General features: G+C 57.3%; 38 protein-coding genes and 1 riboswitch. Of the genes, 11 read left to right on the top strand and 27 right to left on the bottom strand.

Annotation, left to right across the window (positions count from 1 at the left end):
* Positions 1 to 9: 9 nt before the first annotated feature.
* Positions 10 to 2,040, top strand: coding sequence for a transglutaminase family protein (locus tag SynWH8101_RS06140; protein ID WP_130128999.1), 2,031 nt, complete (start codon positions 10 to 12; stop codon positions 2,038 to 2,040).
* 81 nt (positions 2,041 to 2,121) lie between these two features.
* Positions 2,122 to 2,325: a hypothetical protein gene (locus SynWH8101_RS06135; RefSeq protein ID WP_130128998.1), complete on the top strand. Its 204-nt coding sequence runs from the start codon at positions 2,122 to 2,124 to the stop codon at positions 2,323 to 2,325.
* 101 nt (positions 2,326 to 2,426) lie between these two features.
* Here SynWH8101_RS06135 and SynWH8101_RS06130 read toward each other — a convergent pair whose 3' ends face one another.
* From SynWH8101_RS06130 to SynWH8101_RS06115, 4 genes are all read right to left on the bottom strand, one after another.
* Entirely contained in the window at positions 2,427 to 2,585 is a 159-nt protein-coding gene (locus SynWH8101_RS06130) for a hypothetical protein (RefSeq protein ID WP_254428082.1), read from the bottom strand.
* A gap of 357 nt (positions 2,586 to 2,942) precedes the next feature.
* Positions 2,943 to 3,182: a hypothetical protein gene (locus SynWH8101_RS06125; protein ID WP_130128996.1), complete on the bottom strand. Its 240-nt coding sequence runs from the start codon at positions 3,180 to 3,182 to the stop codon at positions 2,943 to 2,945.
* Positions 3,182 to 3,376, bottom strand: a complete 195-nt coding sequence (locus SynWH8101_RS06120) for a hypothetical protein (RefSeq protein ID WP_130128995.1) — start codon at positions 3,374 to 3,376, stop codon at positions 3,182 to 3,184. Before SynWH8101_RS06120 ends, SynWH8101_RS06125 begins: the two co-directional genes overlap by 1 nt.
* 186 nt (positions 3,377 to 3,562) lie before the next feature.
* On the bottom strand, positions 3,563 to 4,114 hold the full coding sequence (locus SynWH8101_RS06115; RefSeq protein ID WP_130128994.1) for a DUF4236 domain-containing protein: 552 nt from the start codon (positions 4,112 to 4,114) through the stop codon (positions 3,563 to 3,565).
* 285 nt (positions 4,115 to 4,399) lie between these two features.
* Here SynWH8101_RS06115 and SynWH8101_RS14415 point away from each other — a divergent pair, with 285 nt between their 5' ends.
* Positions 4,400 to 4,495, top strand: coding sequence for an ArdC family protein (locus tag SynWH8101_RS14415; RefSeq protein WP_254428081.1), 96 nt, complete (start codon positions 4,400 to 4,402; stop codon positions 4,493 to 4,495).
* A gap of 636 nt (positions 4,496 to 5,131) precedes the next feature.
* On the opposite strand, the gene SynWH8101_RS06100 is transcribed toward SynWH8101_RS14415, so the two are convergent.
* Complete coding sequence (locus SynWH8101_RS06100; protein ID WP_130128993.1) at positions 5,132 to 5,359, bottom strand: hypothetical protein; 228 nt, start codon at positions 5,357 to 5,359, stop codon at positions 5,132 to 5,134.
* A 116-nt stretch (positions 5,360 to 5,475) separates the two neighbouring features.
* Here SynWH8101_RS06100 and SynWH8101_RS14410 point away from each other — a divergent pair, with 116 nt between their 5' ends.
* Together SynWH8101_RS14410 and SynWH8101_RS14265 are read left to right on the top strand one after the other, a co-directional pair.
* A complete protein-coding gene (locus SynWH8101_RS14410) occupies positions 5,476 to 5,931 on the top strand; it encodes a hypothetical protein (protein WP_254428080.1) in 456 nt (151 codons plus the stop codon).
* Positions 5,916 to 6,149, top strand: coding sequence for a hypothetical protein (locus tag SynWH8101_RS14265; RefSeq protein ID WP_174719478.1), 234 nt, complete (start codon positions 5,916 to 5,918; stop codon positions 6,147 to 6,149). Before SynWH8101_RS14410 ends, SynWH8101_RS14265 begins: the two co-directional genes overlap by 16 nt.
* 360 nt (positions 6,150 to 6,509) lie before the next feature.
* Here the strand turns inward: SynWH8101_RS14265 and SynWH8101_RS06085 are convergent, their stop codons facing one another.
* From SynWH8101_RS06085 to SynWH8101_RS06070, 4 genes are read right to left on the bottom strand one after another with little or no spacing between them, the layout of a single operon-like run.
* Complete coding sequence (locus SynWH8101_RS06085; protein WP_254428079.1) at positions 6,510 to 7,667, bottom strand: hypothetical protein; 1,158 nt, start codon at positions 7,665 to 7,667, stop codon at positions 6,510 to 6,512.
* Positions 7,668 to 7,670: 3 nt separating this feature from the next.
* Positions 7,671 to 8,564 (bottom strand): metal ABC transporter substrate-binding protein, encoded by an 894-nt coding sequence (locus tag SynWH8101_RS06080; RefSeq protein ID WP_254428078.1) that lies wholly within the window; start codon positions 8,562 to 8,564, stop codon positions 7,671 to 7,673.
* Between the two features lie 55 nt (positions 8,565 to 8,619).
* Positions 8,620 to 9,411, bottom strand: coding sequence for a metal ABC transporter permease (locus tag SynWH8101_RS06075; protein WP_130130386.1), 792 nt, complete (start codon positions 9,409 to 9,411; stop codon positions 8,620 to 8,622).
* Entirely contained in the window at positions 9,404 to 10,111 is a 708-nt protein-coding gene (locus tag SynWH8101_RS06070) for an ABC transporter ATP-binding protein (RefSeq protein WP_130128992.1), read from the bottom strand. The genes SynWH8101_RS06075 and SynWH8101_RS06070 overlap by 8 nt, the downstream gene beginning before the upstream one ends.
* On the opposite strand from SynWH8101_RS06070, the gene SynWH8101_RS14620 reads away from it, so the two are divergent.
* A complete protein-coding gene (locus SynWH8101_RS14620; RefSeq protein ID WP_370587016.1) occupies positions 10,058 to 10,471 on the top strand; it encodes a DUF1643 domain-containing protein in 414 nt (137 codons plus the stop codon). The two genes, SynWH8101_RS06070 and SynWH8101_RS14620, sit on opposite strands and share 54 nt — an antisense overlap.
* On the opposite strand, the gene SynWH8101_RS14615 is transcribed toward SynWH8101_RS14620, so the two are convergent.
* The gene (locus tag SynWH8101_RS14615) at positions 10,352 to 10,945 is read right to left on the bottom strand and encodes a hypothetical protein (protein WP_370587036.1); all 594 of its coding nucleotides are present in this window, start codon (positions 10,943 to 10,945) and stop codon (positions 10,352 to 10,354) included. The two genes, SynWH8101_RS14620 and SynWH8101_RS14615, sit on opposite strands and share 120 nt — an antisense overlap.
* 238 nt (positions 10,946 to 11,183) lie before the next feature.
* Here SynWH8101_RS14615 and SynWH8101_RS06055 point away from each other — a divergent pair, with 238 nt between their 5' ends.
* On the top strand, positions 11,184 to 11,912 hold the full coding sequence (locus SynWH8101_RS06055; RefSeq protein ID WP_130128990.1) for a hypothetical protein: 729 nt from the start codon (positions 11,184 to 11,186) through the stop codon (positions 11,910 to 11,912).
* Between the two features lie 17 nt (positions 11,913 to 11,929).
* Here SynWH8101_RS06055 and SynWH8101_RS14075 read toward each other — a convergent pair whose 3' ends face one another.
* The 4 genes from SynWH8101_RS14075 to SynWH8101_RS06040 form a co-directional block, all read right to left on the bottom strand.
* Positions 11,930 to 12,100: a hypothetical protein gene (locus SynWH8101_RS14075; RefSeq protein WP_165380937.1), complete on the bottom strand. Its 171-nt coding sequence runs from the start codon at positions 12,098 to 12,100 to the stop codon at positions 11,930 to 11,932.
* A gap of 114 nt (positions 12,101 to 12,214) precedes the next feature.
* Positions 12,215 to 12,499, bottom strand: coding sequence for a hypothetical protein (locus SynWH8101_RS06050; protein ID WP_130128989.1), 285 nt, complete (start codon positions 12,497 to 12,499; stop codon positions 12,215 to 12,217).
* Complete coding sequence (locus tag SynWH8101_RS06045) at positions 12,496 to 12,753, bottom strand: Nif11-like leader peptide family natural product precursor (RefSeq protein WP_130128988.1); 258 nt, start codon at positions 12,751 to 12,753, stop codon at positions 12,496 to 12,498. The genes SynWH8101_RS06050 and SynWH8101_RS06045 overlap by 4 nt, the downstream gene beginning before the upstream one ends.
* A gap of 124 nt (positions 12,754 to 12,877) precedes the next feature.
* On the bottom strand, positions 12,878 to 13,093 hold the full coding sequence (locus tag SynWH8101_RS06040) for a hypothetical protein (protein ID WP_130128987.1): 216 nt from the start codon (positions 13,091 to 13,093) through the stop codon (positions 12,878 to 12,880).
* 355 nt (positions 13,094 to 13,448) lie between these two features.
* On the opposite strand from SynWH8101_RS06040, the gene SynWH8101_RS06035 reads away from it, so the two are divergent.
* Together SynWH8101_RS06035 and SynWH8101_RS06030 are read left to right on the top strand one after the other, a co-directional pair.
* Complete coding sequence (locus SynWH8101_RS06035; protein WP_254428077.1) at positions 13,449 to 13,628, top strand: hypothetical protein; 180 nt, start codon at positions 13,449 to 13,451, stop codon at positions 13,626 to 13,628.
* Between the two features lie 17 nt (positions 13,629 to 13,645).
* Positions 13,646 to 14,524 carry a sugar phosphate isomerase/epimerase gene (locus SynWH8101_RS06030; protein ID WP_130128986.1) on the top strand — a complete coding sequence of 293 codons (879 nt, stop codon included), beginning with the start codon at positions 13,646 to 13,648 and terminating at the stop codon, positions 14,522 to 14,524.
* On the opposite strand, the gene SynWH8101_RS06025 is transcribed toward SynWH8101_RS06030, so the two are convergent.
* The 7 genes from SynWH8101_RS06025 to speB are packed head-to-tail and all read right to left on the bottom strand — an operon-like array spanning position 14,446 to position 20,416.
* The gene (locus SynWH8101_RS06025; protein WP_130128985.1) at positions 14,446 to 15,516 is read right to left on the bottom strand and encodes an aromatic ring-hydroxylating dioxygenase subunit alpha; all 1,071 of its coding nucleotides are present in this window, start codon (positions 15,514 to 15,516) and stop codon (positions 14,446 to 14,448) included. The two genes, SynWH8101_RS06030 and SynWH8101_RS06025, sit on opposite strands and share 79 nt — an antisense overlap.
* Entirely contained in the window at positions 15,510 to 16,265 is a 756-nt protein-coding gene (locus tag SynWH8101_RS06020; RefSeq protein WP_130128984.1) for an ABC transporter ATP-binding protein, read from the bottom strand. The genes SynWH8101_RS06025 and SynWH8101_RS06020 overlap by 7 nt, the downstream gene beginning before the upstream one ends.
* 3 nt (positions 16,266 to 16,268) lie before the next feature.
* A complete protein-coding gene (locus SynWH8101_RS06015; RefSeq protein ID WP_130128983.1) occupies positions 16,269 to 17,096 on the bottom strand; it encodes an ABC transporter permease in 828 nt (275 codons plus the stop codon).
* On the bottom strand, positions 17,096 to 18,097 hold the full coding sequence (locus tag SynWH8101_RS06010; protein ID WP_130130383.1) for an ABC transporter substrate-binding protein: 1,002 nt from the start codon (positions 18,095 to 18,097) through the stop codon (positions 17,096 to 17,098). Before SynWH8101_RS06010 ends, SynWH8101_RS06015 begins: the two co-directional genes overlap by 1 nt.
* A 37-nt stretch (positions 18,098 to 18,134) precedes the next feature.
* Positions 18,135 to 18,839 (bottom strand): hydrogenase nickel incorporation protein HypB, encoded by a 705-nt coding sequence (gene hypB / locus SynWH8101_RS06005; protein WP_130128982.1) that lies wholly within the window; start codon positions 18,837 to 18,839, stop codon positions 18,135 to 18,137.
* Positions 18,840 to 18,841: 2 nt separating this feature from the next.
* Positions 18,842 to 19,222 (bottom strand): hydrogenase maturation nickel metallochaperone HypA, encoded by a 381-nt coding sequence (gene hypA, locus SynWH8101_RS06000; protein WP_130128981.1) that lies wholly within the window; start codon positions 19,220 to 19,222, stop codon positions 18,842 to 18,844.
* A 3-nt stretch (positions 19,223 to 19,225) separates the two neighbouring features.
* A complete protein-coding gene (gene speB / locus SynWH8101_RS05995) occupies positions 19,226 to 20,416 on the bottom strand; it encodes an agmatinase (RefSeq protein ID WP_130128980.1) in 1,191 nt (396 codons plus the stop codon).
* 25 nt (positions 20,417 to 20,441) lie between these two features.
* A riboswitch (guanidine-I (ykkC/yxkD leader) is annotated at positions 20,442 to 20,538 on the bottom strand.
* Between the two features lie 418 nt (positions 20,539 to 20,956).
* Between speB and SynWH8101_RS05990 the strand changes: the two genes are divergently transcribed.
* Positions 20,957 to 21,370, top strand: coding sequence for a hypothetical protein (locus SynWH8101_RS05990; RefSeq protein WP_254428076.1), 414 nt, complete (start codon positions 20,957 to 20,959; stop codon positions 21,368 to 21,370).
* Positions 21,371 to 21,468: 98 nt separating this feature from the next.
* Here SynWH8101_RS05990 and SynWH8101_RS05985 read toward each other — a convergent pair whose 3' ends face one another.
* The 5 genes from SynWH8101_RS05985 to SynWH8101_RS05965 all read right to left on the bottom strand — a co-directional run bounded on the left by SynWH8101_RS05985 (position 21,469) and on the right by SynWH8101_RS05965 (position 23,523).
* Entirely contained in the window at positions 21,469 to 21,789 is a 321-nt protein-coding gene (locus SynWH8101_RS05985; protein ID WP_130128979.1) for a hypothetical protein, read from the bottom strand.
* Positions 21,789 to 22,028 (bottom strand): DUF433 domain-containing protein, encoded by a 240-nt coding sequence (locus tag SynWH8101_RS05980; RefSeq protein WP_130128978.1) that lies wholly within the window; start codon positions 22,026 to 22,028, stop codon positions 21,789 to 21,791. The genes SynWH8101_RS05985 and SynWH8101_RS05980 overlap by 1 nt, the downstream gene beginning before the upstream one ends.
* 96 nt (positions 22,029 to 22,124) lie before the next feature.
* Complete coding sequence (gene brnA, locus SynWH8101_RS05975) at positions 22,125 to 22,382, bottom strand: type II toxin-antitoxin system BrnA family antitoxin (protein WP_130128977.1); 258 nt, start codon at positions 22,380 to 22,382, stop codon at positions 22,125 to 22,127.
* Positions 22,369 to 22,632, bottom strand: coding sequence for a BrnT family toxin (locus SynWH8101_RS05970; protein ID WP_130128976.1), 264 nt, complete (start codon positions 22,630 to 22,632; stop codon positions 22,369 to 22,371). The genes brnA and SynWH8101_RS05970 overlap by 14 nt, the downstream gene beginning before the upstream one ends.
* Positions 22,633 to 22,686: 54 nt before the next feature.
* Positions 22,687 to 23,523 carry an RAD52 family DNA repair protein gene (locus SynWH8101_RS05965; RefSeq protein WP_130128975.1) on the bottom strand — a complete coding sequence of 279 codons (837 nt, stop codon included), beginning with the start codon at positions 23,521 to 23,523 and terminating at the stop codon, positions 22,687 to 22,689.
* Here SynWH8101_RS05965 and SynWH8101_RS05960 point away from each other — a divergent pair.
* Positions 23,522 to 23,719 carry a hypothetical protein gene (locus SynWH8101_RS05960; RefSeq protein ID WP_130128974.1) on the top strand — a complete coding sequence of 66 codons (198 nt, stop codon included), beginning with the start codon at positions 23,522 to 23,524 and terminating at the stop codon, positions 23,717 to 23,719. The genes SynWH8101_RS05965 and SynWH8101_RS05960 overlap by 2 nt on opposite strands.
* On the opposite strand, the gene SynWH8101_RS05955 is transcribed toward SynWH8101_RS05960, so the two are convergent.
* Entirely contained in the window at positions 23,712 to 24,365 is a 654-nt protein-coding gene (locus SynWH8101_RS05955; RefSeq protein WP_130128973.1) for a siphovirus Gp157 family protein, read from the bottom strand. The genes SynWH8101_RS05960 and SynWH8101_RS05955 overlap by 8 nt on opposite strands.
* Between the last annotated feature and the right edge of the window lie 67 nt (positions 24,366 to 24,432).

Below are 24,432 nucleotides of genomic sequence, written 5' to 3'. Positions count from 1 at the left end.
AGACCAGGGATGGCTGCCAACACTGCAACCACCGCCGTTGTCGAGCAACGACTTCGGGATGCCGGCATCCAGCTCACCATGGGCGGAGAACCAACCCTCGTTCCTCTGCATCCCGATGGCGCCGAATGGAATGTGAGCGCTGATGGACCCACAAAGCTGACCTATGCCCGTGCTCTCGCTGGCGAACTACGACGACGCGCCTGGCCTGGATCCTCTCTGATTCATTGCCCTGGAAAGCGCTACGACGGCGAAGTCAACCCTCGCTGGGTCTTGCGTCTGATCACAGGGCTGGATGGTCAGCCCCTGGTGCACTGGCCGCAGCACGGCAACACCAGCAACACCAGCAACGCCATCCCATCGCAACAGCAGCTGCTCGACCTGATCCACGCCGTCGGTGCTGATCTGCGTTGCCCCCTCCACCCGCTTCCCCTGAGGGATCCGCTCCAATCGGATCGTCAGATCTGGGCGGTACCGCTCAGCTGTGATCAGGGCCTCTGGAGAGGCGTGCCATGGCCGCTGCCAGAACCGCTGCGCCAACTCACTCAGGCCCCAGGACCAGCTGGCCTGCGCCTGCCACTGGAGCATTTCCCAGACGATGCCTTACGCCAGGTCCTGACGCTTGAGAGCGATCCGGAGGGCTGGACGATCTTTCTGCCGCCCTTGGAGCGGGAACCACTGCTGCTGTTATTGCGCTCCATCGCCAGACACAGCCAGACCTGGTCTGAGCCTGAGCTCAGTGGGGTTCTGCCCTGGGATGCAATGACGCAGTGGCAGGTGCTTGGCATCACCGCCGATCCCGGAGTTCTGGAAGTCAACCTTCCCGTGTGTCACACCTGGCAGGACTACGCCGATTGGATGCACTGCCTTGAACAAGCCGCGACCCATGTGGGGTTGCGCAGTTGGCGGTTCCGGAACAACAGGCAGGAGAGCACCGGTGGTGGCAACCATTTGCTGCTTGGCGGACCAAACCTGGACGACAATCCGTTCTTCTCACGCCCGGCCTGGCTCGTCGGCCTTCTGCGCTACTGGCAACACCACCCCTCGCTCGCCTATCTCTTCAATGGGCGCAGTGTTGGTCCGGCCTCCCAATCACCCAGGCCTGATGAAGGAAGTGCCAACCGGCTCGATCTCCAGCTCGCACTCCACACCCTGGAGCGCCTGCCGGACGGTGATCAGCGCGTAGCGATCGGTGAAACGTTGCGCCATCTGCATGCCGACCGGAGCGGCAACACCCATCGCAGTGAAATCAGTCTCGACAAATTCTGGAATCCAGCCTGGTCTGCTGGTTGCCAGGGCCTGTTGGAATTCAGGGCCATTGAAACGCTGCCGGATCACCACTGGAGTTCGGCGGTGGCGCTGCTGTTCCGAGCCCTGGCTGTTCGTTTGCTCGAACCCCATACGCGGCCCGTGGACTTTCACCCCTGGGGGGAATCGCTCCATGACCGCGCCCTGCTCCCCAGCGAACTCTGGCGTGATCTGGAAACGGTGCTGGCCGATCTGACGCGCAGCGGATTAACGCTGGATCAGCAACCCTTCCGAGCCATCTGGGACTGGCGATTCCCCGTGTTGCTGCACTGGTGCTCGGATCAGGGACAGCTCTGGGTGCGTCAGGCCCTCGAACCCTGGCCTCTGCTTTGCGATACACCGGTGGAGGGAGGCAGCACAAGCCGCTTTGTCGACAGTTCCCTGAGGCGTTTCGAAGTGACTGCCGATCAGACCCTGCAAAAAAACTGTCACCTGGTGTTGCAGGGACGAGCCTTGCCCTGGCCCCATCCGGAGCAACCTCTGGCTGTGCGCTACCGCGAGGAAGCGCTGTTTCCTTGCCTGCATCCCTGTCTGCCAACCGATCTCCCCCTCTGCCTCGAATTGCGCTCCCAGATCGACGACGCTCCGATCGCTGTGTGGCACTTAGCGACGGAATCCGAGGGGTTTCTTGCCAGTGACTCCAGTCAGATCAAGACGATGGCGGCAGGACGGATTGATCGCGCCTCACCACTGCCAAGTGTGCGGGGCGGATGCACTCTCGATCTGAGGCTGTAGCAAGCGTCATGTCCTCCTGCTCATGGAGAACAGTGGGGAAGCACCTGATCGGTTAGATCTTGGCAAGTTGCGTGAGATGCGATGCACCCGACCATCAAAAGCCACACACCTGGTCTTGCGATCAGCCGCAGCCGCCTGACCCAGTACCGCATTTGTGATCGCAACAACCACTGCCGCACCGTTGTGGGGACCTGGGCCGCTCAAGAAGTGATCAAAGATCTGGAACGGGGCATTGCCCTGGACGACATCGTCGTTCCAAGCATTCGCGACCTCCTGCTCGATTGACGCCATCGCAGCACTGCTCAGCATCCAAAACTCAGCCATCGGCCATCGATGCACATACCTCGATCTTTGGGCTCCGGCAAACCGCGCCGATGGTCCGATCGCTACCGCGCCCCCAACTGGCGATTGCATTCCGCGAACGTGACCTCGCTGGTCACATCACCGTTGTGGTCAAACACGCGGTAGGTCTCTCCAGTGCTCAAGCATTGACTGCGGGCCATCAGAAACGCCCGCAATTCGGTTTTGTACGCAATCACAGACACCCAACCGTCTGAGGTCTTCCGCTCGATCGTGAACATGGCAGTCGGCATCGACTGCAGGATGTGAACTCCACAGACACAATCGTCAGAATCACAGACAATTTTCCAAAATCAATTCAGCAGCACCGCCCCGGTGGACAGCAGGTCACGGCGGCATCGCAGAGCGCGAGAGCGTTCTACCTGAACCGTTTGAGCCATGCCGTTCATCCAGAAGCGGACCGACAGCAACTCATCAACGGCAGAGCGTTCTCGGGTCGATCCTGTAATCGTCAACTTGGAGCCCATGGGGAGGCAGCAATTGACGTGATGACAACGCAGGCCCACCAGAATGGGTGTGTGAACGGCGACGCTTCTGCCGCTTCACCCCTTGCTGATCAAGTCCAGTTGCTGGATCTCGGTCGGCAGCATCAGGGTGCGCCAATCCCCCCGCTCGGTGCTCACCTCCACGCCGATCGAAGCCTGATAGGAGTCCAGGGCCCGGTTGCGGCTCCATTGGCGTGCCGCATCCAGGGCCTCCTGCAGAGACGGGTAATCAACATCCAGATAAGGGTGGGGTTGCATCGCAGCATCGGTGAGGCGATAGCGGCGCTCGTCTGGCATCAGCTGTTCTCAGCAAGGTTCGTGTCGCTCAGCGGTGCACCCTCGAGCTCCAGTTCCCGCACCAGCTCAAAGGCGGTCCAGACGTCCTCCACCTCCCGGCAGTGATGGTCGGTGTCGCAGACCCGGTAGCGACCAGCCTGCAACCGCTCAATCGAAGACCCGCGCGGGGTGCAGGCCACAGCAAAGGCAGGCATGAGTCTCAGGCGTCTCAGGATTGTCTAGGCCGGAAACGCGGACGCTGGTGTGATCGATGCAGCACTTGGCCAGAGAAAAGGCGGGGGTCTCAAGCCCGCCTGGCATGACAACGGCCGATGCAGGCTTCCCAGCCCGCTGTCCCGAGCGTCCCGCAGTTGACGGGGTGCCGCGATCAGTACAACCACTCATTTCTCGGTTGTCTCATTCAGGTATTTCTCGCCACCGGGATTGAGCAACCGCCCGGCCAGCTCCGCTGCCTGGAGGCAGCGCTGCGCCCGCCGTTTGACGTCGTCCTGGCTCCGGCCCCGCTCGATGTAGGCCTGCATCGCTTCTGGGGTTTCGATCAGCGCCAGCAATCCAGCGGTGCGGCCCTTGACGCGTGGATCGAGCAGCAGCTGGCTCACCAGTCCCTCGCTCCAGAGCCGGTGGGCGTCGTTGTCTGGGGAAAAGAGCTCCTGGTGCAGGATCTGCAGGCATTCCTGTTTGAGCAGCTGCAGCTGCCCTGGTTTGAGCCGGCGGCTGTTGGGCAAGCCCCTGGCAGCGTCTGCCTCATGCTCCACACTCCAGCTCAGGCCAGTCCCTGGCAGGCCCACCGTGCTGCGCGCTCCACTCCGGCGATTCACCGGCACATTGAACGAGGCACCCCGGCCACCAACTGAGATCGAACTCAGGCCGTTTTTGGAGAAGTGAAACCGCAGGGCGCCCAAGCGGGCGGAGCGACGGAAACGAAAACCCACAGCAGCACTCCTCCCTCAGCGGTTCTGGACACCATGGTGCTAGAGGCTCTTGTCTGCTGTGCCCAGCAGCCTATGGCTCAGAAATACGACGAGCACTGACCTGCCGGGGGATCAGTTTCTCCCTGAAGACCCCAAAAGTCGTCGCGCAGGAATCCTCAGCGTGCGCGGCCGGGCTTGCGCTTGCGGTCCTGCGCTTATTCCCCCGTGGCTGTTGCTTCCCCTTCCCGATCCCCTCGATCCTCCAGAGCGAGTGCTGCCTCCAAGGTCTCACCTGAGGAGAAGCTGGTGGCCTCCATGGTCGCCTTGCTGGAGGCCGGCACCAACCCCTGGCGGCGCGAGTGGGATGCCGCCTCGGGGGGGCACCACGTGAATCTGCTCTGAGGCCGCCGCTACCGCGGCGCCAATCCAGCACTGCTCACCCTGGGCCTGCACCTGCGAGGCTCAGCCCTGCCCTACTGGTGCGGCTTCGCTGAGGCCAAGGCATCACGCCGCCTATCTGAGCCACTGGGTGGAGCTGCTCAAGGAGTCACCTCGAGTGCTGCTGCAGGTCCTCAGTGATGCCTGCAAATCTGCCGATCTGGTTTGCTCGGAGGCACCTGAAGCGGCTGGGGCTTGAATCTGCTGCCGGTTTCAAGCATTGGGTACAGCGCCCCCAGTGCTGGGGTGCCGATGGTGATGCTGTCGGGATGGGGCTCTTCCAGCGACCGCAGCAAGTCCTGTCTTCGTCTGCGCCTGAACTCAAACCGATGAATGGCGCGCGCCTCCTGGGCACTGTCCATTGGTATGACCACTCGTATGACCCTTGGAGGGCCCAACGGGTCAATGCGTGGCCCGCAAAGAGCGGCAGCATCACCAACGGCAGCACTTCTTCCACGGTGTCGCCTTGGCTCACGGTGCCCACTTCCGGGCACTCGGCCACGTACACCTCCTCTTCTCGGTGAAGGATCGCCGTGAGTGGTTGGGCTGTGGCAGTGCTCATCGGCGTTGAGCGGAGTCTTTCCAGTCTGGGGCTTCTGCTTAAGTGCAGCCAGCAGCCAGGCAGACAGTGAAGGGAGGGCTTCGCCACCAGGGCCGGCGCACAGCATCAGCAACGAAGATCTCGAACAGGCCCGGCAGCACCTGATCCAATCCTGGAAGACCTTTACCCTTGTTGAGGTCACTCAGCCAGTAATGGAAACTGCTGGGCGCTTTGCCAACGTCCTTGCCCTTCGGGGATACGACAGTGTGCAGCTTGCGGCGGCCCATGAACTCCACGTCAACGCTGAACAGACTGTTCTCTTCGCCTGCTACGACCGCCGACTGAATCAGGCCGCCCAGCTCGGCCGCTACTGCGCCAGCACCGATCCCGCCGAAATCGAGGAATGTCTCCAGATCGTGGAGAAATCGTCCGGGCCCGTCTGGACACCCGCAGCGACGCCCTGCCCATGGATGCGGAGTTGTGGACGGCGCTGGACGACTTGCTCGAAACTAAGCGCTGGTACGGCCAACGCGACCAAGCTCTGGGGCAAGCCTTTGCCGCCGCGATCGATGCAGCGGTCGATCGGATGTTGGTGCGCCGGTTCGCCTATGCCGATTACTTTCGGGAGTCGATAGCGTTAACTGCACTGCTGGCATTGCAGGCCGCCCGCCATGGCCGATCCATGGAAGAGGAATCGCGCACGATCCTGCGAACAGCGATTGAATCCAGCCAGGCTGAGGTTCAGGTGGAGAGCCTGGGCAGCTGCATCCAGGCCCATTTCGCTGAACTGGGTGGTATGGAGCTCGATATGCCGGAACGCAGCTCAAGCCCGGCAGCAGCTGAGTGCGAGCCACGCTGACGGCAAACACGATGACGGTGGTCGTTCTCGACACCAACGTGATCTCTGAGCTGATGCGCCCGCAGCCGGATCAATGGGTTCTGGCCTGGGCCAACAACCTCAATCCCGAGGGCGCAGCGACGGATGCACTGGTAGCTGATCAATCCCTGGACCATCCCATGAGCGACCACCCCGTCAAAAGCCGCAAGAAGCTGATCGAGGTCGCGATCCCTCTTTAGGCACAACGACTTGGCCTGGAGGCCTACGCCAGTGACCCGAACCCGGTGGCGGACTGATCAACAAGGCAATGATCGAGATCCCGCCGAAGTTTGCGGGGATGCCGCCGGTGAATCCCAAGGTCCGTAGCAAGAAGCAGTTGATCGAGCGGCAGTGGGCTTGATTCCTGACGGCAGCTGCAGCTGCTGATCGGCCCAGTGGGCTGTCAGTGCAACCAGCAGGCTGTCGCGGGTCCCGTGGAGGCGGAGCATGAGAGCGATTGGCATATCTTGCACCACCCTGGCGTGATCATTCGGCTGGGCCCAGCCAGAAAGTGACAGGGCCGGGCAACCAATGGCACAGCGACCTGAATCAAGCTTTCCTTAGAACAACAAGCTGAGCCCTGTTCCAACATGGTGCTGCCAGCCAACACCCCAGCCCGAGCCTCCTTCCGTGCTGTAAACGGGTTCCCAGTGGGCAAACAGCACGACATTCTCTGCAATGGGATATTCCAGTTCGATCTCTCCGCCCCAGTCGGTACGCTGTGGCAAGCCGGAATAACTTCCCGGCGTGTAAAAGCGCGGTCCACCCGAGAGGGTGACATTGAGGAGGTCAATATTAAACCCCAAGCCAAGCCATGGATCGGTGTAATTGCCAATAAAGGTGCCATCGGATTCCCAGCCGCTTCTGTTCTCGACTGAAACAAACACACCGTCAATGACTGACTCGAGGCCATCGCCTAGAGCAAAGTTCACATCACCATCGCCGAAGGCATAGACCACTTCAGCGCCAAGTTCATTCTTCAGGCCAATGCCAAAATCCTCTCCTTCATCACCTGTGACGTAGTAAGGCTCCCAGGCCACAGACAACGCCAGGCGATCATTGGGCTGATAACGCGCTTGCAGGAATCCCTTGATGTCTGTGCGCCGGAAAGGTGCGCCTGATCCATGCGCATGAGTGTGTTCGGCATGATTGTCATGGTCGTCATGCTCATCCCCATGCTCTGACGCATGGTCGTCATGCCCATGGTCATCCTCATGTTCTGACGCATGGTCTTCGTGGTCGTCATGATCATGCTCATGCTCTGACGCATGGTCTCCATGGTCGTCATGCTCATGTTCTGACGCATGCTCATTGTGATCATCATGATCGGATTCGACATGCACTCGTCCGTAAAAATGTTCTGCTTCACCCCATACCAACGCAGGTCCGAGTTGCGCTTCAAGGGTAAAGCTTCCGTTGTTTGGTAGTCCCCACTCCAAAACAACACCGAACATGCCATCAATCGCGTAGTGCTGCGGGCGCCCTTCCAAATTGTTTTCAAAACCGCCATGGCCCTCAATGGTGATAACGGGCAAGGCACGAAATTGTCCCGCGGGCAATGGAGCCTCACCACCGCCAGCACCGTGTGCCCTGGCATCACGGTTGAACAAGTCGCCAGCCAGGCATAGGCTGAGGGGTATGAGAGCGACGAGCAGATTTCGTTTTGGGGAAAACATGAATTTCATCACAAAGGAAGAGAACAGAACACTGGTCGACATCACTCAGAAAATGGCAGCCCAACGTTGCTGCAGCTGAGACGCGGCCTTGGTGTCGCAGCGGCCTCCCTGCGCATCGACAAATGTGCATACATTTGCGGTGGCGGTCTGAATCAGGCTTTTCCCTGGTGCCAAACCATCAGCCACGAGTGCTTGTTTGGCGATGGGGATTCCACTGGCCCGGCTGATGCGTCGCATCGTTTTCGATGCTGGCAGCGATTCAGGGAAGATGGCTCGCGTTCCAGAGGATTGGATCGCTTTGCTGATCGTGGAGAGACTGGCTGGCCGCAAACGACCGCCTGTCGTGAAATCATCAATCACGGGAAGCTCGCGAATGCCATAGCGCTTGGCAAAGGCGGAGAAGGCACGGTGACCTGTCACCAGAACCCGTTGTTTCTCAGGGACTGTCTGAATCTGTTGTGTTGTCCAGGTGCCCAGGGCTTGCAGCACGGACGTCATCGCCGCTCGTCGCTGCTGAATGCGCCTATCGCCCCCAGCAGACATCAATGGCTCTAACTGGGAGGCGACCGTGCTCACCATCGCGGTTGTGTTCGCCGGGTCATGCCAGACATGTGGATCGTTGTTGGCACTGTTGGGGACGGCCTTTTCAGCGACACGCACAACAGGTCCGCCACCGGACGCGTTGTTGAGAGCCGGTGTGAGGTTGTAACCGTTGATCAGGATCAGTTTGGCCTTGTTGAGATTCCTGCGATCGGCAGGACGTAAGGCCAGCGTGTGGGGATCAGCGCCTGCGGGGATCAGGCACAACACGCTCGCCTGATCGCGAACCAGGGTTCGGGTGAGATCACACAGCACGCCATCGGCAGCAACGATGGCTGGCTTGGCAGGAGACGAAGCCAGCAACAGAGCTGCCAGAGACAGCGACATTGGCAGCGGCATACCAAGACGACCAACTGCACGGAATGATAATGATTATCGAGCCAGCTTGCATGGCTCAACGCTTTTCGGCGCCACGCCCCCCAGGCAGAAGCAGCATCAAGAGGCAGAGCACCCCGATCAGGGGGCCTGGTGGCAGATTCAATGGCAGGGCCAGCAGAAAGCCGCCGCCGCTCATCCCCAGCCCCACCCCAGCGGCACGTGCCATGGCCACACGAAGACTCAACGCCGTGTTCAACCCAGGCAACACCGGGGCGCAGAGCAGGCCGATCACCAGAATCACGCCAACGGCCGCCATGGCGCTCACGATCACCATGGCTGTGACCAGAGCCAGAGACAGACGCAGACCTCGCACGGGTAGACCCGCCGCTGCAGCTCCATCGGCATCGACGCCGAGATAGACAAGCTGTGAGTAACGCGAGAGCAGCAGAGTCATCAAGGCAAGGCCGGCGAGAGCGACGCGCACGACATCTGATCCGGTCACAATCAACAGGTCACCGAAAAGCAGCGCTTCCAGATCAAGTCGGAGCTGTAATAAGGGGACCAGAAGAACACCAAGCCCAAGAAAACCTGCCAGCACCGTGTTGATCACAGCATCCTGACTGGCGCCCTCTTGTAACTGCAGGCGCTCTGCCAGCCAGGCACCCAGGAGGCCACTGATCACGCCTCCAATGGCTGGATCGACCCCGCAGGCCACGGCCACCACCAGGCCGGGCAACACCGCGTGGGAGATCAGATTGGCCTGCAAGACCCTTCGCTGTGTCACCAGCAATGTGCCAGTGATTGGGCAGAGCAGTCCCACCAGCGCTGCCATCAGTAATGGCAGGATCCAGAGGCTGATCTCATCCACGGCACTCCCATCCTCCAGCCAAGCGATCACCGAGGCTTTGCTGGATAACAGCCGGTGGACCATCGGCGACGATCCGACCGTCTAGCACAATCACTCGGTCGTAGTGATGGAGCGCTGACCCCCAGTCGTGACCACTCACCAACAACGTCTGGCCTGAGCCAGCCAGTTGTTGCATCAAACGCAGCAACTGCTCGCGTGAAGGTGGATCAATCGCAGCGCAGGGCTCATCGAGCAGGAGCACCCTGGTGGATTGCGCCAGCGCTCTTGCCAGCAGAGCACGTTGTTGCTGACCACCGGAGAGCGAGTCCAGGCGCCGCGATGCCATTGCCGCCATGCCCACGCGTTGCAGTGCTGCCTCCACCTCACAACAGCCGCGCCTTCGAGCTGACCTGTGGGTTGAGGCCAGCGCGACAAGGTCTCGCACGGTGATCGGGAATGACCAAGCAATTCGGCCCCGCTGGGGCATCAGCGCCACCTGGTCACGGCAGCGACCGATCGGTGCACCGGAAAGCGTCACAGATCCCGACGTCGGCTGTCGTTGCCCCTGAAGCACCTGCATCAGGGTGGATTTGCCAGCCCCGTTGGGACCAACCAGAGCGGTGAGGGTCCCGGGTTCAAGCCTGAGAGAAATGTTCGCCAAGACGGTATGGGATCCATGGCGAACCTCCACACCATCGGCCACAAGGGTCGAACGCTTCATCACAACGAATCAGGCATTGTTGGATCGACGATCAACGCAAGCAGCGAGGCGAAGAGCAATCAGGTGCTCAAACGAGAATCATTCTACGTTGTCAAGGGCTTCTGTCGACCCCTGCCGCCATTACGCCGGCTGGTGCCCCCCCCCCGGGGGGGGGCGCAAGTGGTTGTGACTGTGCTAGTTCGAACGAAGGTGATGGGGAAAAGTTTTAAAGGAGCAGCCGTGAAATCCGATGCCATATTTTCAGACTGCAGGACGTATCGGTATGCGTTGTGGCGCCTCTGGGATGACTCTAGGCCTTGCGCAATGTTTATCGGACTGAACCCATCCAGTGCCGATGAAGCCATCAATGGCTTCTTCTGAGAGCGTCAACAGCAGCACCTGGACAGCCGAATCTGCATGGTCCTCGATCAACTTGAGCAACAGCTTGCCGAGTTGCTCACTGAGCCCGGCCAAATACACCCCCTGGTTACCTCGCCCGCTGGTGGTGCTGATCGGGCTATGGCGCTCCGGCATAAGCGGTTGCAGCAGCTCAAAAAAGTTCAGCGTTACCAACGGTTGACTCAGCATGCCCCAGTTGATGTGAACCAACCAGCCGTCATCACCCCAAGCGTCTCCTGCCTTGCCAAATTCAGGCGGCTTTGGCGCAGATACCGCCTCAGCTTCCACCAAGCCAATCTGTTGAATCTTGGCGTGGGCATAACTGAACACCACATCTCCCTGTCTGCACAACGTGAGGTTGTCGTAGGTGATATTCCTCCTGCCATCAGCCTTTGCCTTGGGGGACCAGATATAGCCACCACTTGTTTGCTGCTGGTAGGTCTGCTTGTGGTTCACCCACCAGAAAGCCACAGCAATGCACAACGCTTTCCCTGGTTGTAGCCAGATGTGATCCGTTGGATCACCAAGTCATGGCGTCGTCCGCAGGTCCCTCCATGCTGCGCGCCTGGGCAAGGGTGAGACGAGCCAGCCGCTGCGGTGATCGGGGCGCCGCTGCGCTGCGCCTCAATCTGACAACGGGGCTGGCCCTTGCCGGGCGGCGCGCGGGCAGGGCGGGTCCTGCGTCTCCACACCCGTGGCTGTCCATCCCTCCCATCGCGCTGCGCTGTCCTTTCCTTCCGGGAATGCCAAAACCGGCCCGATCGCGGTCTCCAGCACCAGCCGGCTCACCTGTCCCTCCTCCTGTCCCCTGGCTGGCAATCAGGGCTGCTATGCAGAAGCCGGGTATCGCACCCGCTGGCACTGGGATCAGCTCAGCGCAGGCGCCACCGGCGTCCAGGCCGGGGAATTTATTGCTCAGATGCGGGAACTTCCTGCAGGCACGCTCTTCCGTCATTGCGTCGCCGGTGATCAATGGCCTGATCCGGTCGATCCGCTGCGTATCGATCAAGCCCTGCTGCTCCAGCTGGCGCGGGCCTGCCGTCATCTGCGGGCGGCCTGGTCGTTCACCCACTTCCCAATGAAGCCGGCCAATCAGGCCACCATCCGGCTGGCAGCCGCCAAGGGGATGGTGATCAATGCCTCCACCGAGTCCCGCTCCAAGGCGGCGGCGTTGCTTCGGCAGGGCATCCCAGTGGTCTGCGTTGTGCCAGCCGATGCTCCCGCTGTATTCCGCCATGAGGGCGTGCGCTTTGTTGCTTGTCCGGCCTGCCGCTCTCTTCCCTCCGGCCGCAAGCGGATCCAGTGCATCAACTGTGGTGGCCGGTTTGGCCTGCCCCTCTGCGCGCAAGCCGGTCGAGAGTTTGTGATCACCTTTCCCGCCCATGGACCCCGCGCTGCTGCCGCAGCCGCCCACAGCAGCTGAGGGGCTGCAACGCAGGCTCAGGCGGCGAGCAGCTCCAGCAAACGACCGTCCCCATCCACCAGGCGGTGACGTTTGCCGGTGGATTCAGCTCGGCGCATGGCGACGCGATAGGCGTCGGTCTGGTTCTGCTTGCTTTGTAGGTGATGCCAGCGGCCGTGCTGGTCCTGCCATTCAATGTTGACGATCATGGCTGGCAACCGGAGCAGCATGAGACCGATGAGTCTGGCAGCGCAACAACTGATCTGTGGCGCCAAGGGCATCCGTGCCAAACGAGATTGGCGATCACGCTCCTTGTTGCGCCCTCAGCGGCGCACCATCTCGATTCGCTCCACCACCAGATCGAGCGCGCGGGGATGGGAGCGGCGTAGATCTGCTTCCACCTGCTCTTGCATCTGATCGGCGGTCAACGGTGCCGGGAACCACTGCGAGCGGGTGAACGAGCGCCAGGCCTGCCAGCGCTCCACCTGCAGCTGGGCGTCAGCTCGGCTGGCATCGGAGATGAACACCCGGGAGGTTTCATTGGGCCAGAGCACCCGGTAGGTGATCCGCAGCTTCTGTTTCTGCTGGTGCAGCGGAGTGGTGATCACAGCCGCTCCTGCGCATCATCCCAGCCACCCGTCAGTGCGGTGGCCTCAGCTGCTGCTGCAGCCGGACGATCACCACGTAGCTCCTGCCGCTCCTCCTCGATCGCCCGCTGCAGATCCAGCCGCGTCACCCGGTAGCCGAGCTTGCGGGCCGCCAGGATCAGGTCCTCGGCGCTGCGGCAGTGGCGCAACACCCAGCGGAGCTCCCGGTCGCTCTCGGCATCGTCCACCAGCCGTTCGAACTCCTGCCAGCTCATGCGGAGGCAACCCCAGGGGTGGATTCACACTGCCGCCAGGACGGGATCCAGGCAAGTTCCAGCTGATACGCCCAGAAAACCGGGAGGCTGATGCACCTCCCGGCCACGGCGAGGGCGATCGCCCTCAGAGCACCGACACCGTGGTGCCGAACTGGCCCTGCAGCTTGCGTGCCAGAGCATGAGCTCTTTCGGCAGGGATCAGGCGCATTTTTTTGACCGGCTTACCGCGCCGACCGATCGGGATGGTGAGGCGCTCATGGCCATAGGCCTTGATGCCATCCGGGTAGGTGTGCAGCACCAGGAAGCGGACTTCGCAGCAGGGAGCAGAGGAACGTGCCATGGAGAGAACTGGCGTGGAACACCAGGTCCAAGGCCCGCTGGGGTGGGGGTGGCAGGGACCGCGTCGCACCGGAAGGTGCGCTGTGCAGACACCGCGGCCTGGCCTGATCCTTGCCAGCCCCGCACCGGTGGGCATCCTGGTTGTGAGCACGCCATCGCCATGGCAGGCGCTCTGATGACTGCGCGGTGAGCGCACTGCGCCACCGGACCGTACGGACAGGGACCACCGGCAGCATCAACACCCGGAAGCACCGCAAGAGCGCTGCGCCGGGCCTGAGACGATCGGCCAAAACTGGAAATTGAGAAAATCATGTGGGTATGGTTGGATCAGGAATGCAGAAGCATCTTTCTCAAGCGTGGAAACGAAACCGAACGATCGCCAGCGCCAAACCCTGGTCGAATCACTGAAAGTACGATTTAACAAAGCCATGGCGGACAACGACGCAAACGCAAAGGCAGCTCTATTCAGAGAAGCCGCATATCTTGGCGTTCAGCCAGACGAATTCGATGGGAAAAATACCCCCAAAAATAATTGATTCAATAGAACATACAAATGATTGCCAGCCAATCTAGCAGACTAAAAATATTTCAAAGCATGTGGGGGTTCACTGGTAGCTGGGATGAAGCTGTCAGACGGGCCTATGAATCAAACTTCAACGGACTAGAAGTTAACCTGAATCACGGATCAATAGCCAACCTGGACGTTGATCGGATAATCAGCACTCTTAATTCGCGTAACCTCAGCCTGATTGTTGAACTGACCAGCGGGGGCGGATATGTTCCTGACCTCGACAACAAACCTGAGCAGCATCTGGAAGAAATAGCAACACAACTGAGCAAAGCGAGGGCGCTAACCCCGCAAAAGATTACGTTGATCACGGGTAGCGACAGCTGGGACGAATCAGTACAGAATAAGTTTTTAGAGAAGCTGTTAGACATTATTGATTCAAGCGGATTAGCAGTATCTATTGAAACACACAGAAGCAGGAGCTTGTTCAACCCATGGGCTATTGTCGATCGACTGTCACGTCATCCGCGGTTACGATTGACTGCAGATTTGAGCCATTGGTGCGCCGTGAGTGAAAGATTGATGACCCCTGACCTAGAACCAATCAAAGTCATGGCCGAGCGAGTGGATCATATTCATGCACGGGTTGGCCATGCTCAAGGCCCTTCGGTGAGCCACCCTTTCGCCCCTGAATGGTCAGAAGCACTAGAAGCACATCGTCGGTGTTGGCAGCTATTTCTAAACAAGAATACCTGCGCAGGAAGACTCAACACGATCACACCAGAATTTGGACCTGATGGCTACATGCCCATTCAACCATTCACAGCCAACCCTCTGGCAGATATTCAAATATTGAACTCAGAGATGGCCTCTTGGCTGCGTAGCGCACTAGTAACTCCGGAAGAATCAAAAAGCTCTCGATAAAGCTCTTGCCAATGCAAAATTCTTTGTTCCAGTCTGTGGGGTGGACCAGGTGTAAACTCAGAGTCATACCCATGCTGAGCCGACTCAACAAGCATCCTATCTTCTTCCAGGAAACAGAGTAAGTGAGTTAACCATTTACTTGCGGAGGTCGAGTCAATGGAGTCATGTTTCGCAAATAAACGGAGCTGCATCACGCAACAATCGGGCTGATCTGGCAGAAATTCAATTAGTGCTATGCGTGAATCTGGCCAGACAAGCACATGACTCCAAGGCGGAAAACCAAAGGTAAAAAAATGACCACCACCTAAAAATGGGGTTTGCAATAAATTGCAGTAGCGACTAAAGCGGTAAACATAATTGCGAACAGGACCTTGCTCGCGATGAAGGGTTTTAGGATGAGCAATCGCAACGTGATAATCATCAAGAGTGTTATCGTGAGCAATTTTCCAGTTGCACGAAATATGTCGTCGGGAGTGATGGATCATTTGAAGAGAAGTATTCCATTCATTCCCAGTCAAATCGTGTATCAAGTGCAACTGTTCATCAAGCCGTAGAGCACATTCACTTAATGAGGCCCAAATCAATGGTCCATCAATACGGCATGGAAGTTCGTACAAGCTCCAGCGCTTTCGATCAAAATTATCATCAAATTCGGATTCACGTGCAGCCGCAAGAAGATTGCCATGCAAGTCATAAGTCCAACCGTGGTACGGACAGACAAAACGACGACAAGATTTAGCGGATACGCTGTCAGCACGGAAAGCAACACCACGGTGGGGGCAGCGGTTCAGAAACGCTCGGGGACGATCACCAATAGGCCAGGTAATTATAATGCGTTGAGACAAAAGCATGCAACCAATAGATTCTCCTTGCTTTAATTGAGAAAGTGCTAGCAAGGGATGCCAGAACTGTTTTGCATAAAAATTGCAATCCCAATGATGCACTTCAGGGCCATGATAAAAGGATGTCGCAAGAAAAGACTTACTCAGCATAATGTCGGCTCCAACTCCCGCATTGTGGATGAAAGAGAGCGTCGCATAGCTAGAAAAGTACTGCTCATACGGAGTTGATCGAGGTCACTCTTATCCAAATCAACATGCAATGAACGGATGATACGCCCAGGATTAGGAGCAAGAACATGAATACATTGGGATAATACAAGAGCTTCTTCAACATCATGGGTAATAAGCAATACCGTCAAACCTGTAGTTCTCCAAAGGCTAAGAAGAAAATCTTGCATAGATTCTCGAATCTGCAAATCCAATGCCCCGAAGGGTTCGTCTAGAAGCAAGAGCCTCGGGTTAGTTGCGAGTGACCGTGCAATAGCAATTCTCTGTTGCATGCCTCCAGAAAGTTCGCGAGGCAATTTAGAACCAGAATCCGAGAGACCAACAACCTCAAGGAAGTATGAAGTTCGATCTTTAATCTCCCTTTGATCTAAATTTTGCAATTTCATGCCAAAGGCAACATTTTCAGCGGCAGTAAGCCACGGGAAAAGACTGTATTTTTGGAAAACCATTCCTCGGTCTGGGCTAGGTCCCTGTATAGGCGAACCATCTACAGAAAGGAAGCCATCACTCGGATGATCAAGCCCAGCAACCAGGCGCAAGATCGTGCTTTTTCCTGACCCAGAACTGCCAACGAATGTTATAAACTCACCTGAGTCAATCGAAAATGTGAGTTGATCGAGAACCAATTTATCTCCAAATCGCTTAGAGAGATTTGTAGCTCGAAGTTCCATTGTTCAAACAGCCCATTTACAGCTGACACGGAGTAAAATCCTAAATCCCATGTCGATAGCAAAACCAATGAGGCCAAGAACAATAAGCTCAGCAAAAATCTGATCCGTACGAAAGAATCTCTGCGCCAATTGGATGCGTTTGCCAAGACCAACCTCAGCCGCTACCAGTTCAGCAACAACAACCAAATTCCAGGAGGTGGCAATATTAATCCTAAGTGTATCAATGATATTCGGCAAACTGTAGCGGGCGACTACTTGAACCAAAATATGACGACTACGACCTCCTAGTGTAAGCGTTGTCTCAATAAGCTCTTTTGGGACAAATTTAACGGCATCCATTACCATCAAAATATTAAAATAAAGCGTCCCTATAAAGATAAGTGCTATCTTTGGCTCCTCACCGATGCCCAAATAGATAATGAGGAGTGGAATAAATGCTGCGGCGGGCATGTACCTTAGCATGGCAATTAGTGGCTCTAATAATGAACAGAATGCTGGATAAACACCCATATAAATACCAATCGGAACAGCAAGTAGTGTTGCTAGAAAAAATCCAACAAAGACACGACCAGTGCTGGCCACTATGTCTTGGAAAAGAACACCACTCTGAGCCATGGAGAGAAGGGAACGAAAGACAGCCTGAGGAGAAGGCAGGAACTTCGCATCCACCAAATCGAAAGAAGCTATGGCGACCCAGAAGAGGAATGGAACGAGAAGAGATGTCACCTGCAGACCGCCACGAACGGTCTTGGATGGCATAACACCCAGTTGGAAAATGGAGAGAAACTTGATGTTTCTCCCCTTAGTACCAACGGTGGTCGTGACAGTCATCAGGATGCAGCCGATTTCTCGACAAAGCTATCGTCAAAAAGGTTACTCATGTCAGGCTTTTCAGGAATGAAGCCGACAGAAACCATGAAGTCAGCCATTGATTCAGCGGCATAAGGCATGTGCTGCATACCTTGACCAGGACTGAATGCTTCAAGGTTATCTTTGATTGAAAAGAAACGTGTTCCATTTTTGTATTGTTCATATTCTTGAGTAGGGATGCCAGCTCGCTTGGCCATAATTGCTTCTGCTTTTTTGGGATTTTTAACCATAAATTCGCGAACATCCCACCATGTGTCGACAATCTTCTGCACATCATCAGGCCGTTCTTTGATAAGATCTCCGCTCACAGTAAGAAGATCAGGAATAGCACCAGGAAATTCCTTGGAAGTGGCAATCACTCGCGCTCCCGGGCGTTGCATTGCCGTACCGGTATAAGGGGGAAATGCTCCAACGGCATCAACTTGGCCAGCAGCAAAGGCTGTAGCAGCCTGATCGGTAGGCATACCTTTAATGATTACATCGTTACGATTCATGCCAGCGTCCCTAAGTGCGAGGCTTAATAAGTAATCATCGACAACTCCTTCCTCGACGGCGACAGTTTTGCCTTTCAAATCAGAAACTGTCTTAATTGACGAGTCAGCAATGATCTGATCATTACCGGATGAATTGTCATTAACAAGGACAACTACCTCTCCACCATTTTCTCCTGGAAGAAAGGAGATTGTGTCGTTAAGAGTCTGAGAGTTGCCATCGATTTTCCCAGCAGCGAAGGTTTCCATCGATTGCACATAGCCATCAAACCACTTCATTTCGACATTGACACCATTCTTTTCAAACATTTTCTCCTCTACCGCAATAGCCCATGGCCACCATCCAGCCCAGTTGCTGTAACCCAAGACGATTGGAGTGCCACCTGAAGTTGGAACGGATGGTCTGGAACAAGCCACTGCAAGTACAATGGAAAGACCTGCAAAAAGAAGATTGCGCAGTTGTTTAGTCATAGCTTGAGATAAATGAGTCGAGTTGGTAGTAATCTGCTCAAGCAGGAGCCAGAGCAGAAACCTTTGCTGAATGGCTTGATAAAGCTTGGCGAAGCCATTGGTGCCACTCCTCAAGACCCTCGCCACTAAGCGCTGACACTTCAATGACGGTTGCGTGGGGATTTATATTGAGAATATTTTGACGAAATGCATTGACATTAACAGGAAGATGTGGAAGCAAATCCACCTTTGTAATGAGAACCACGTCAGCCTGTCGAAACATAATTGGGTACTTAAGTGGTTTATCGTCACCTTCAGTAACGCTGAGAAGCGCCACTTTTCGATGCTCGCCAACCTCAAACTCAGCTGGGCACACAAGATTCCCGACATTCTCGACCCACAAAATATCAAGCTCTGTGGGTTTGAGCCTCTCGCAAAGTAGCTTTAAACCTCCATTCACCATAGAGGCATCGAGATGACAAGAGCGGCCAGTAGTGATTGGCACAACTGGCACACCAATAGCTTCTAGACGTTGGGCATCAAGCTGAGTTGTCATATCCCCCTCAAGAACAGCCATTGACAGCTCTGGTGAAAGCATCGAGAGTGATTTCTCAAGAAGCGATGTCTTACCTGCTCCCGGGCTGCTCATGACATTGAGACAAAGCAACTCCCATGCGTCAAAAGACTCACGATTGTGCTCAGCCTGATGGATGTTAGCGCTAAGCAGATTCAGACCTAATGTGTCATTAAGTGGCATGTGCATGATCAAGCAGGCAAAGTGGAAGGTTCGGGGGTAAAGCTAAAATCAACAGATTTTATCCGTAGTTCACGACCAGCAACTATATCCTCCATCGGATGCTCGCAACAAGGAGACTTATAAGCATTATCAACAGCTGGGGAGTAGGTTTTATGGCAACAAATGCAACGCGCAACTAATGGAATTTCCTCAATAGACAGTTCTGCGCCTTCAAGCCAACTATTGGAAATGGCAACACGCCAAGTCAATTCAAGCTGTTTTGGCTCCACACATGTAAATTGACCGACTTGTAAGTTGACCCGAGTGACACTCGGAACATCCGGATCGTGCTGCTGACGCCATTCATTCATCGAAAGCACTAAACATTTCGTCATGTCGACTTCATGCATGACTTACCTCCACTTCTGATCCACATTCATGTTGCAGACATCACTGATCCAGCTGGGCTTTTCCTTGCGCGGTAATTGATCGCTCACGACTAGATGAGCCATCGTGTCGCAGATCACACGTGTGGCCATGAGTGATGTCATATCACTGATGTCGTAAGGCGGAGATACCTCCACAATTTCAAGACCGCACACCGGCACATTGCGCACAATCAGCTCGAGAAGCTTCAGGGCCTCACGGGGCAACAAACCACCAGGCTCTGGCCAACCGGTACCCGGAACAAATCCAGCATCGATGCAATCGATGTCGAATGATATGTAAACGCAATCCGTGCCGTCGGTAGCGCGCTCAATCGCAATCTGGGCAGCAGCCTCGAGACCCATCTCGGTGATGTCAGTCACCGTAAGAACATTGGTACCGCGCTCGCGGCAGACCTTCACCCCTTCACGGGGCACCTGCCATCCGCCGATTCCTAGCTGCACAAGGTTCTTGGCCGGTGCATTGGCCATGTTCGTGGCGTGGAACCACGGGCAGGTGTGCATCCGCTCATCGAGGTCAATCTCCTGGGTATCGACATGACGGTCAAAGTGGATGATGCCGACTTTCTTATCGCCCAGGTGTCGGCAGACGCCGCGGACTGTAGGGAATCCGATCGAGTGATCACCCCCCAGGATGATCGGAAAGGCACCACTGGCAAACACGTGAGCGATGCCCTTCGAAATCTGATCGAAACTCTTCTCGTTGTTGGCTGGAATCGTGAAAATATCGCCCACATCACAAAGCGTGATCTGCTCCCGCAGATCGACACCCATCTCGTAGTTATAGGGCGTGTACAACGCTGAAATGCGCCGGATTCCCTGCGGGCCAAAACGGGTCCCTGGACGGTAGGTGGTGCCACTGTCATGGGGTACACCAACGATGGCCACATCGAACTCGCCAACGCGATTCACATCTTCGATGTAGGGCGCCTTCATGAAGGTGTTGATACCCGCAAAGTGGGGCAGTTCACCTCTGGAGAACGTGGAAATGTTGCGATCAACAATACTTTCAGCAGCTTCTAATCCGAAGCGATGAGCTTGATCAACTTCCTGTTGCCAACCAGTAAGAGGGAGAAAATGTTCTTTCTCGAGAGCACGTTGACCCTCTGTTGACTGCGATCGATCGAAAGCGCTCTCAGCGCCTATTTCAGATGCCATGACAAGAGTGTGATGGAGAAAAGCGGTCTCCCGGGCTTTTATCCCTCCGTGCAACCGAAAAAAATCGGCCGATACCTCTCGGACCAGCGCTCAATTGAGCCGGAACCCTAGGTATTACTCCCGCTTTATTAGAGTGGACTAAACGCAGCCTGGAAACAGTGCCAACCACTACGGTTTTCGTGAGTCAGTGCGGATCACTTGTGCTCATGGTCGTGCTGTATCTCGTGATGACCACGGTCTTGATGATCAGGATGTGCGGTTGCGATTAAGCCAGCTGCTGACAACAGCGAAATGCCAGCGAACAAGCAAAATGATCTCAGGAAGCCCAAAAATCCTCTCGTGGACACCTTCTTAAGCTATCGATCGTTACTTGCCAGACATGTAACAACAGTCACAAAGCTCCGACAAAGCCAATTTTGTGAATCAGCCGTATCTCATCACCATCCACTCCCGGAGGCGCCGCAAGAAACGCTGCGCCGGGCCTCTCCAGGGTCACCCCTGGGCAAGGGCTGACGCGAGGCGATTGGGCTGCTTGCTCTGGTGCGATCGCAGCGAGCCGCTGTGCGCCGCTGCTCATCGCACCTTCTTGTCTGCCATCGCCCCTTGCCGGGCGGGGTGTTCCTGCAGGCGTCCCGTCGCTGCGCCATCAAGCGTCAGTTGCTCATGGCCTTTCATTCCCTGATCTCCGCCTCTCCAGGTGATCCGATCGCCCTGGTTGAGTCCTGCTACCGCGCCGTGGAGTGGATCCTTGCCTCACGTTCTGCCAGGGGGCTCCTGATCCCCAGGCCCTGGATTGATCACCCCTACGGAGAGGAAGAGATCACCCGCCTGGAAGAGGATGTGATGCCGGTGCTCGCCTCCTTCCTCGCCCGAATCGATGAAATCGATCAGGCGCTTGAGGCCGAGCAGGAGGCGTTGATCGAGGCAATCCAGGCCTCCTCACAGCTCTGCTGAGGCCGCAGTCCAGGCCGGCCCCTTGGCCGGCCTTTTCTGTTGCTTCCGGGCAAACCGCTAGAACAAGGGGTCAGGTCTGGGGGGTCAGGTCTGGAGGGTCAGGGGATGGTCATCTCGCAGTACTCGCCGGGGCGCAAGGCATCCACCACATCGGCGACGTTGTCTGCGATCACACCCACTCGGCCCCATTCACCAGTGGAGAGCACCAGGATCGCGATCGCTGGACGCTGCAGGTTCGGGTGATGTTTCAGGCTCACATCGGTGCTGATGAGCACCTCAAAGCCCCGCTGTTGCGCCAGCTGGATCAGGTCCAGACTGCTGGCGCTTGTCCAGCCCTCTTCTGCGGCGGTGCTCACCTCATGGTTGATCAACCAGCGCCGCAAGAGCTCCGGGGTGCCTGGATCAAGCAGGATCCGCATCAGGCCTGATCCATAGCGGTGCTTCTCGCCGCGTGCCCAAGCACTTCTCGGGCCTGCTCGATCGTGACCCCCGGGAAGAACTCCACGAATTCAGCCAGAGATACACCGTCCTCCAGGTTCTGAAACAGAGCCGCCACCGGAATTCGGGTCCCACGAAACACCCAGGCCCCACTGACGCACTGGGGATTCCGTTCGACTGCTGGGCAGTCCGCCCAGGTCAGCGGGTTATTGATCGGCATGGCCGCAACCCCCAACCCGGACATCCTGCGAACGCTAAGCACCACCGCTGGAGTCATGCGTTCGTCACGCTGACCTTTGCCAGGGCACGGACTGCATCAACGGTTGCCTGAAACCTGGGTGGGGTCGACACCGCGTTGATGCTCGAGCCGCTCTGAGAGCCATACCTTGATGATCGATTGGCGCGTTACACCGAGACGCGACGCTTCTCGATCCAATTGATCCACCATCCAGAGCGGAAAATCGACATTGACGCGTTTCTGCTCCAAGCGAGGTCGCCGGGCGGACTCCAGATCCAAGCCCTCCAGAACGGACTCACCGCTGTCAAAGCGTCGATCAAATTCAGAACTGTTCATAGAGCTGAATCTCCTCAGGGCGTGAACGGCGAACAGAAATCAATCGAGTGGCCTGACCGCGCCTTGTGATCACGGCTGACCAGTGTTTGCTCTGGATTCGACCAATCACAAGCCAACGTGGTTCATCGGCCGGGCGGGCGGGGATCTCCAACAGAGCAGGATCTCCCCATAACGCCTGCGCAGCAATGAAATCGATGCCGTGCTTTTCCAGATTGGCCTGGCTTTTACGTGGATCGAATTCAAAGTCCATACAGGTCTGAATCTATACCATTTTTCAGCTGCTGCAGGGCTCCAGGAGCGCGAATCACGCACCTGAGCGCAACCCCAGGAACCCCTCGATCCAGCGCTGATGGGCGCTGGTCGTGATCAGTCCCGCCAGCGACGGCTGAGTATCAGGCACCTGGAATGCAACACGGAAGCCCCTGGAGAACGCCTCCAGCCGTGATGGGGGCAGCGCCTTGATCCGCGTCTGCAGGCCTGTGATCACCGCTGGCTCCAGGGGGGCATCAACCGGCTCGACCTGTTGCTGAGCGGTCTTGGTGGCCGAGCCCTGCTCCCTGCCGCTGCTCACCTGGCGTTGCTGTTTGTCGTAGAGCGCCAGGCCAAAGGCGTTGCCAAAGCTCATCAGCGCCCGTTTTGTCGCATCGGTCTCCGCTTCCTTGAGCGCTGATTCATGCGCCAGGCCCTGATCCAGATCAATGCCATGGCCGGCACCGGAGCCCTCGCGGATCAAGCAGCGTTCACCGGCGATCACGACAATCCGCACCCGGACGGTGTAGGTCACACCCCAGCCACTTTTGCGTTCCCGGCCCACGGGCCGCTCGTGTTCCGCCACGCAGCTGGCGTTCAAGGTGAGCCGGTCCCAGCCATCAAAGCCAAAGATCCGGTTCGCCTCAGCAATCACCTGCCAGCCCTCCAGGTAGCTGACGCGCATTCGGCCCTGCTCCCGTTGCCGCACCTTGGCGCGATCGAGCGGGGCGGCGAGCAGCTCCCGTTGGCGGGCACTGAATCCTGAAACAGCTGGAGCAGCTGCAACGTGCGGAGGCGCAGCAGGAGCGGGCGTGGTGGCGTCGCCTTCCTGCTGGAGCGATTCGCGCAGCAGTTGCAGCGCCGAGGGGTGGCGTTGCGGCAACCGCGGCATGGCGGAGCGCTCGGCTCCGGCGCTGGAAGAAGGCCTTGCGGCCTTGCTGGATTGGCTGGTGCTGGCTGTGGAAGTGATGGCCATGGCGATGATTTCAGTGCGTGTGTGGGTGAGTGGAGAGAACTGGAGAGAAGGGAGTGGAAATGGGGCCCGCTGCTGCAAACCCCATGGCAAGGAGGCCCCTGGCCTCAGGTGATGGACCAGTGGCGTCGCTTGATCAGGCGGGCCCCGGGCACCGCTGTGGCAGCCAACGAAAAGGCGAGGTGGGCCGCTTCTGGTTTGGGCAGGCCCGCCACGGCTGCTGCAATCACGGCGCGGATGCGGGCCTTGATCGAGCTTTTGTTCGGGGTGCTTGTCGTCTGGGTGGTGAGCAGCTCAGCGGGCAGGGCGCTGGCGTCATCGATCTCAATTGCCTCTGTCAGCCGCGAGCGGAGGCAGTGATCGTGGAGCCGGTGGGCGCTGGCGCCGGGTTCCAGCCGATCGAGCAGATGCACCAGGGTGGCTTCCAGGGCATCGGCGCGGTTGTCCTCCCCTTTGGCCAGGGCAGCAAAGCGTTTCGATTGGCTCTGGTGGTAACTGGCCTCAGCGCGGAGCCTCTCGATCACCCAGCAGGTGGCATCGGCCTTACGCACAAACGCCTCCCGCTGGTGCTCCTCAGAGGCGAGGGAGTCCTCCAGGTCCGCAATCGCAAGGGCGCGTTCGTCCTCATCGCCAGTATCGAGGCGTTCGGCGAGCTGGGCGATCCAGTGGGTTTCGGCCTCAAGGGCACTGCCGAGCTCCCAGAGGCTGGGCAATTTGGCGGATTCAGCCAGAGGGGCAGTGAGGGGAAAGGCAACAGACATCGGTGAATGGGGGGGTGAGGAGAGAAAAGGGAATGAAGAGAAGTGAGGGTGAAAGCAGGGGCTCAGC

This window comes from Synechococcus sp. WH 8101, assembly GCF_004209775.1.
In the GTDB taxonomy this organism is placed as follows: Bacteria; Cyanobacteriota; Cyanobacteriia; order PCC-6307; family Cyanobiaceae; genus Synechococcus_C.
This window is presented reverse-complemented; position numbering and strand designations above follow the sequence as displayed.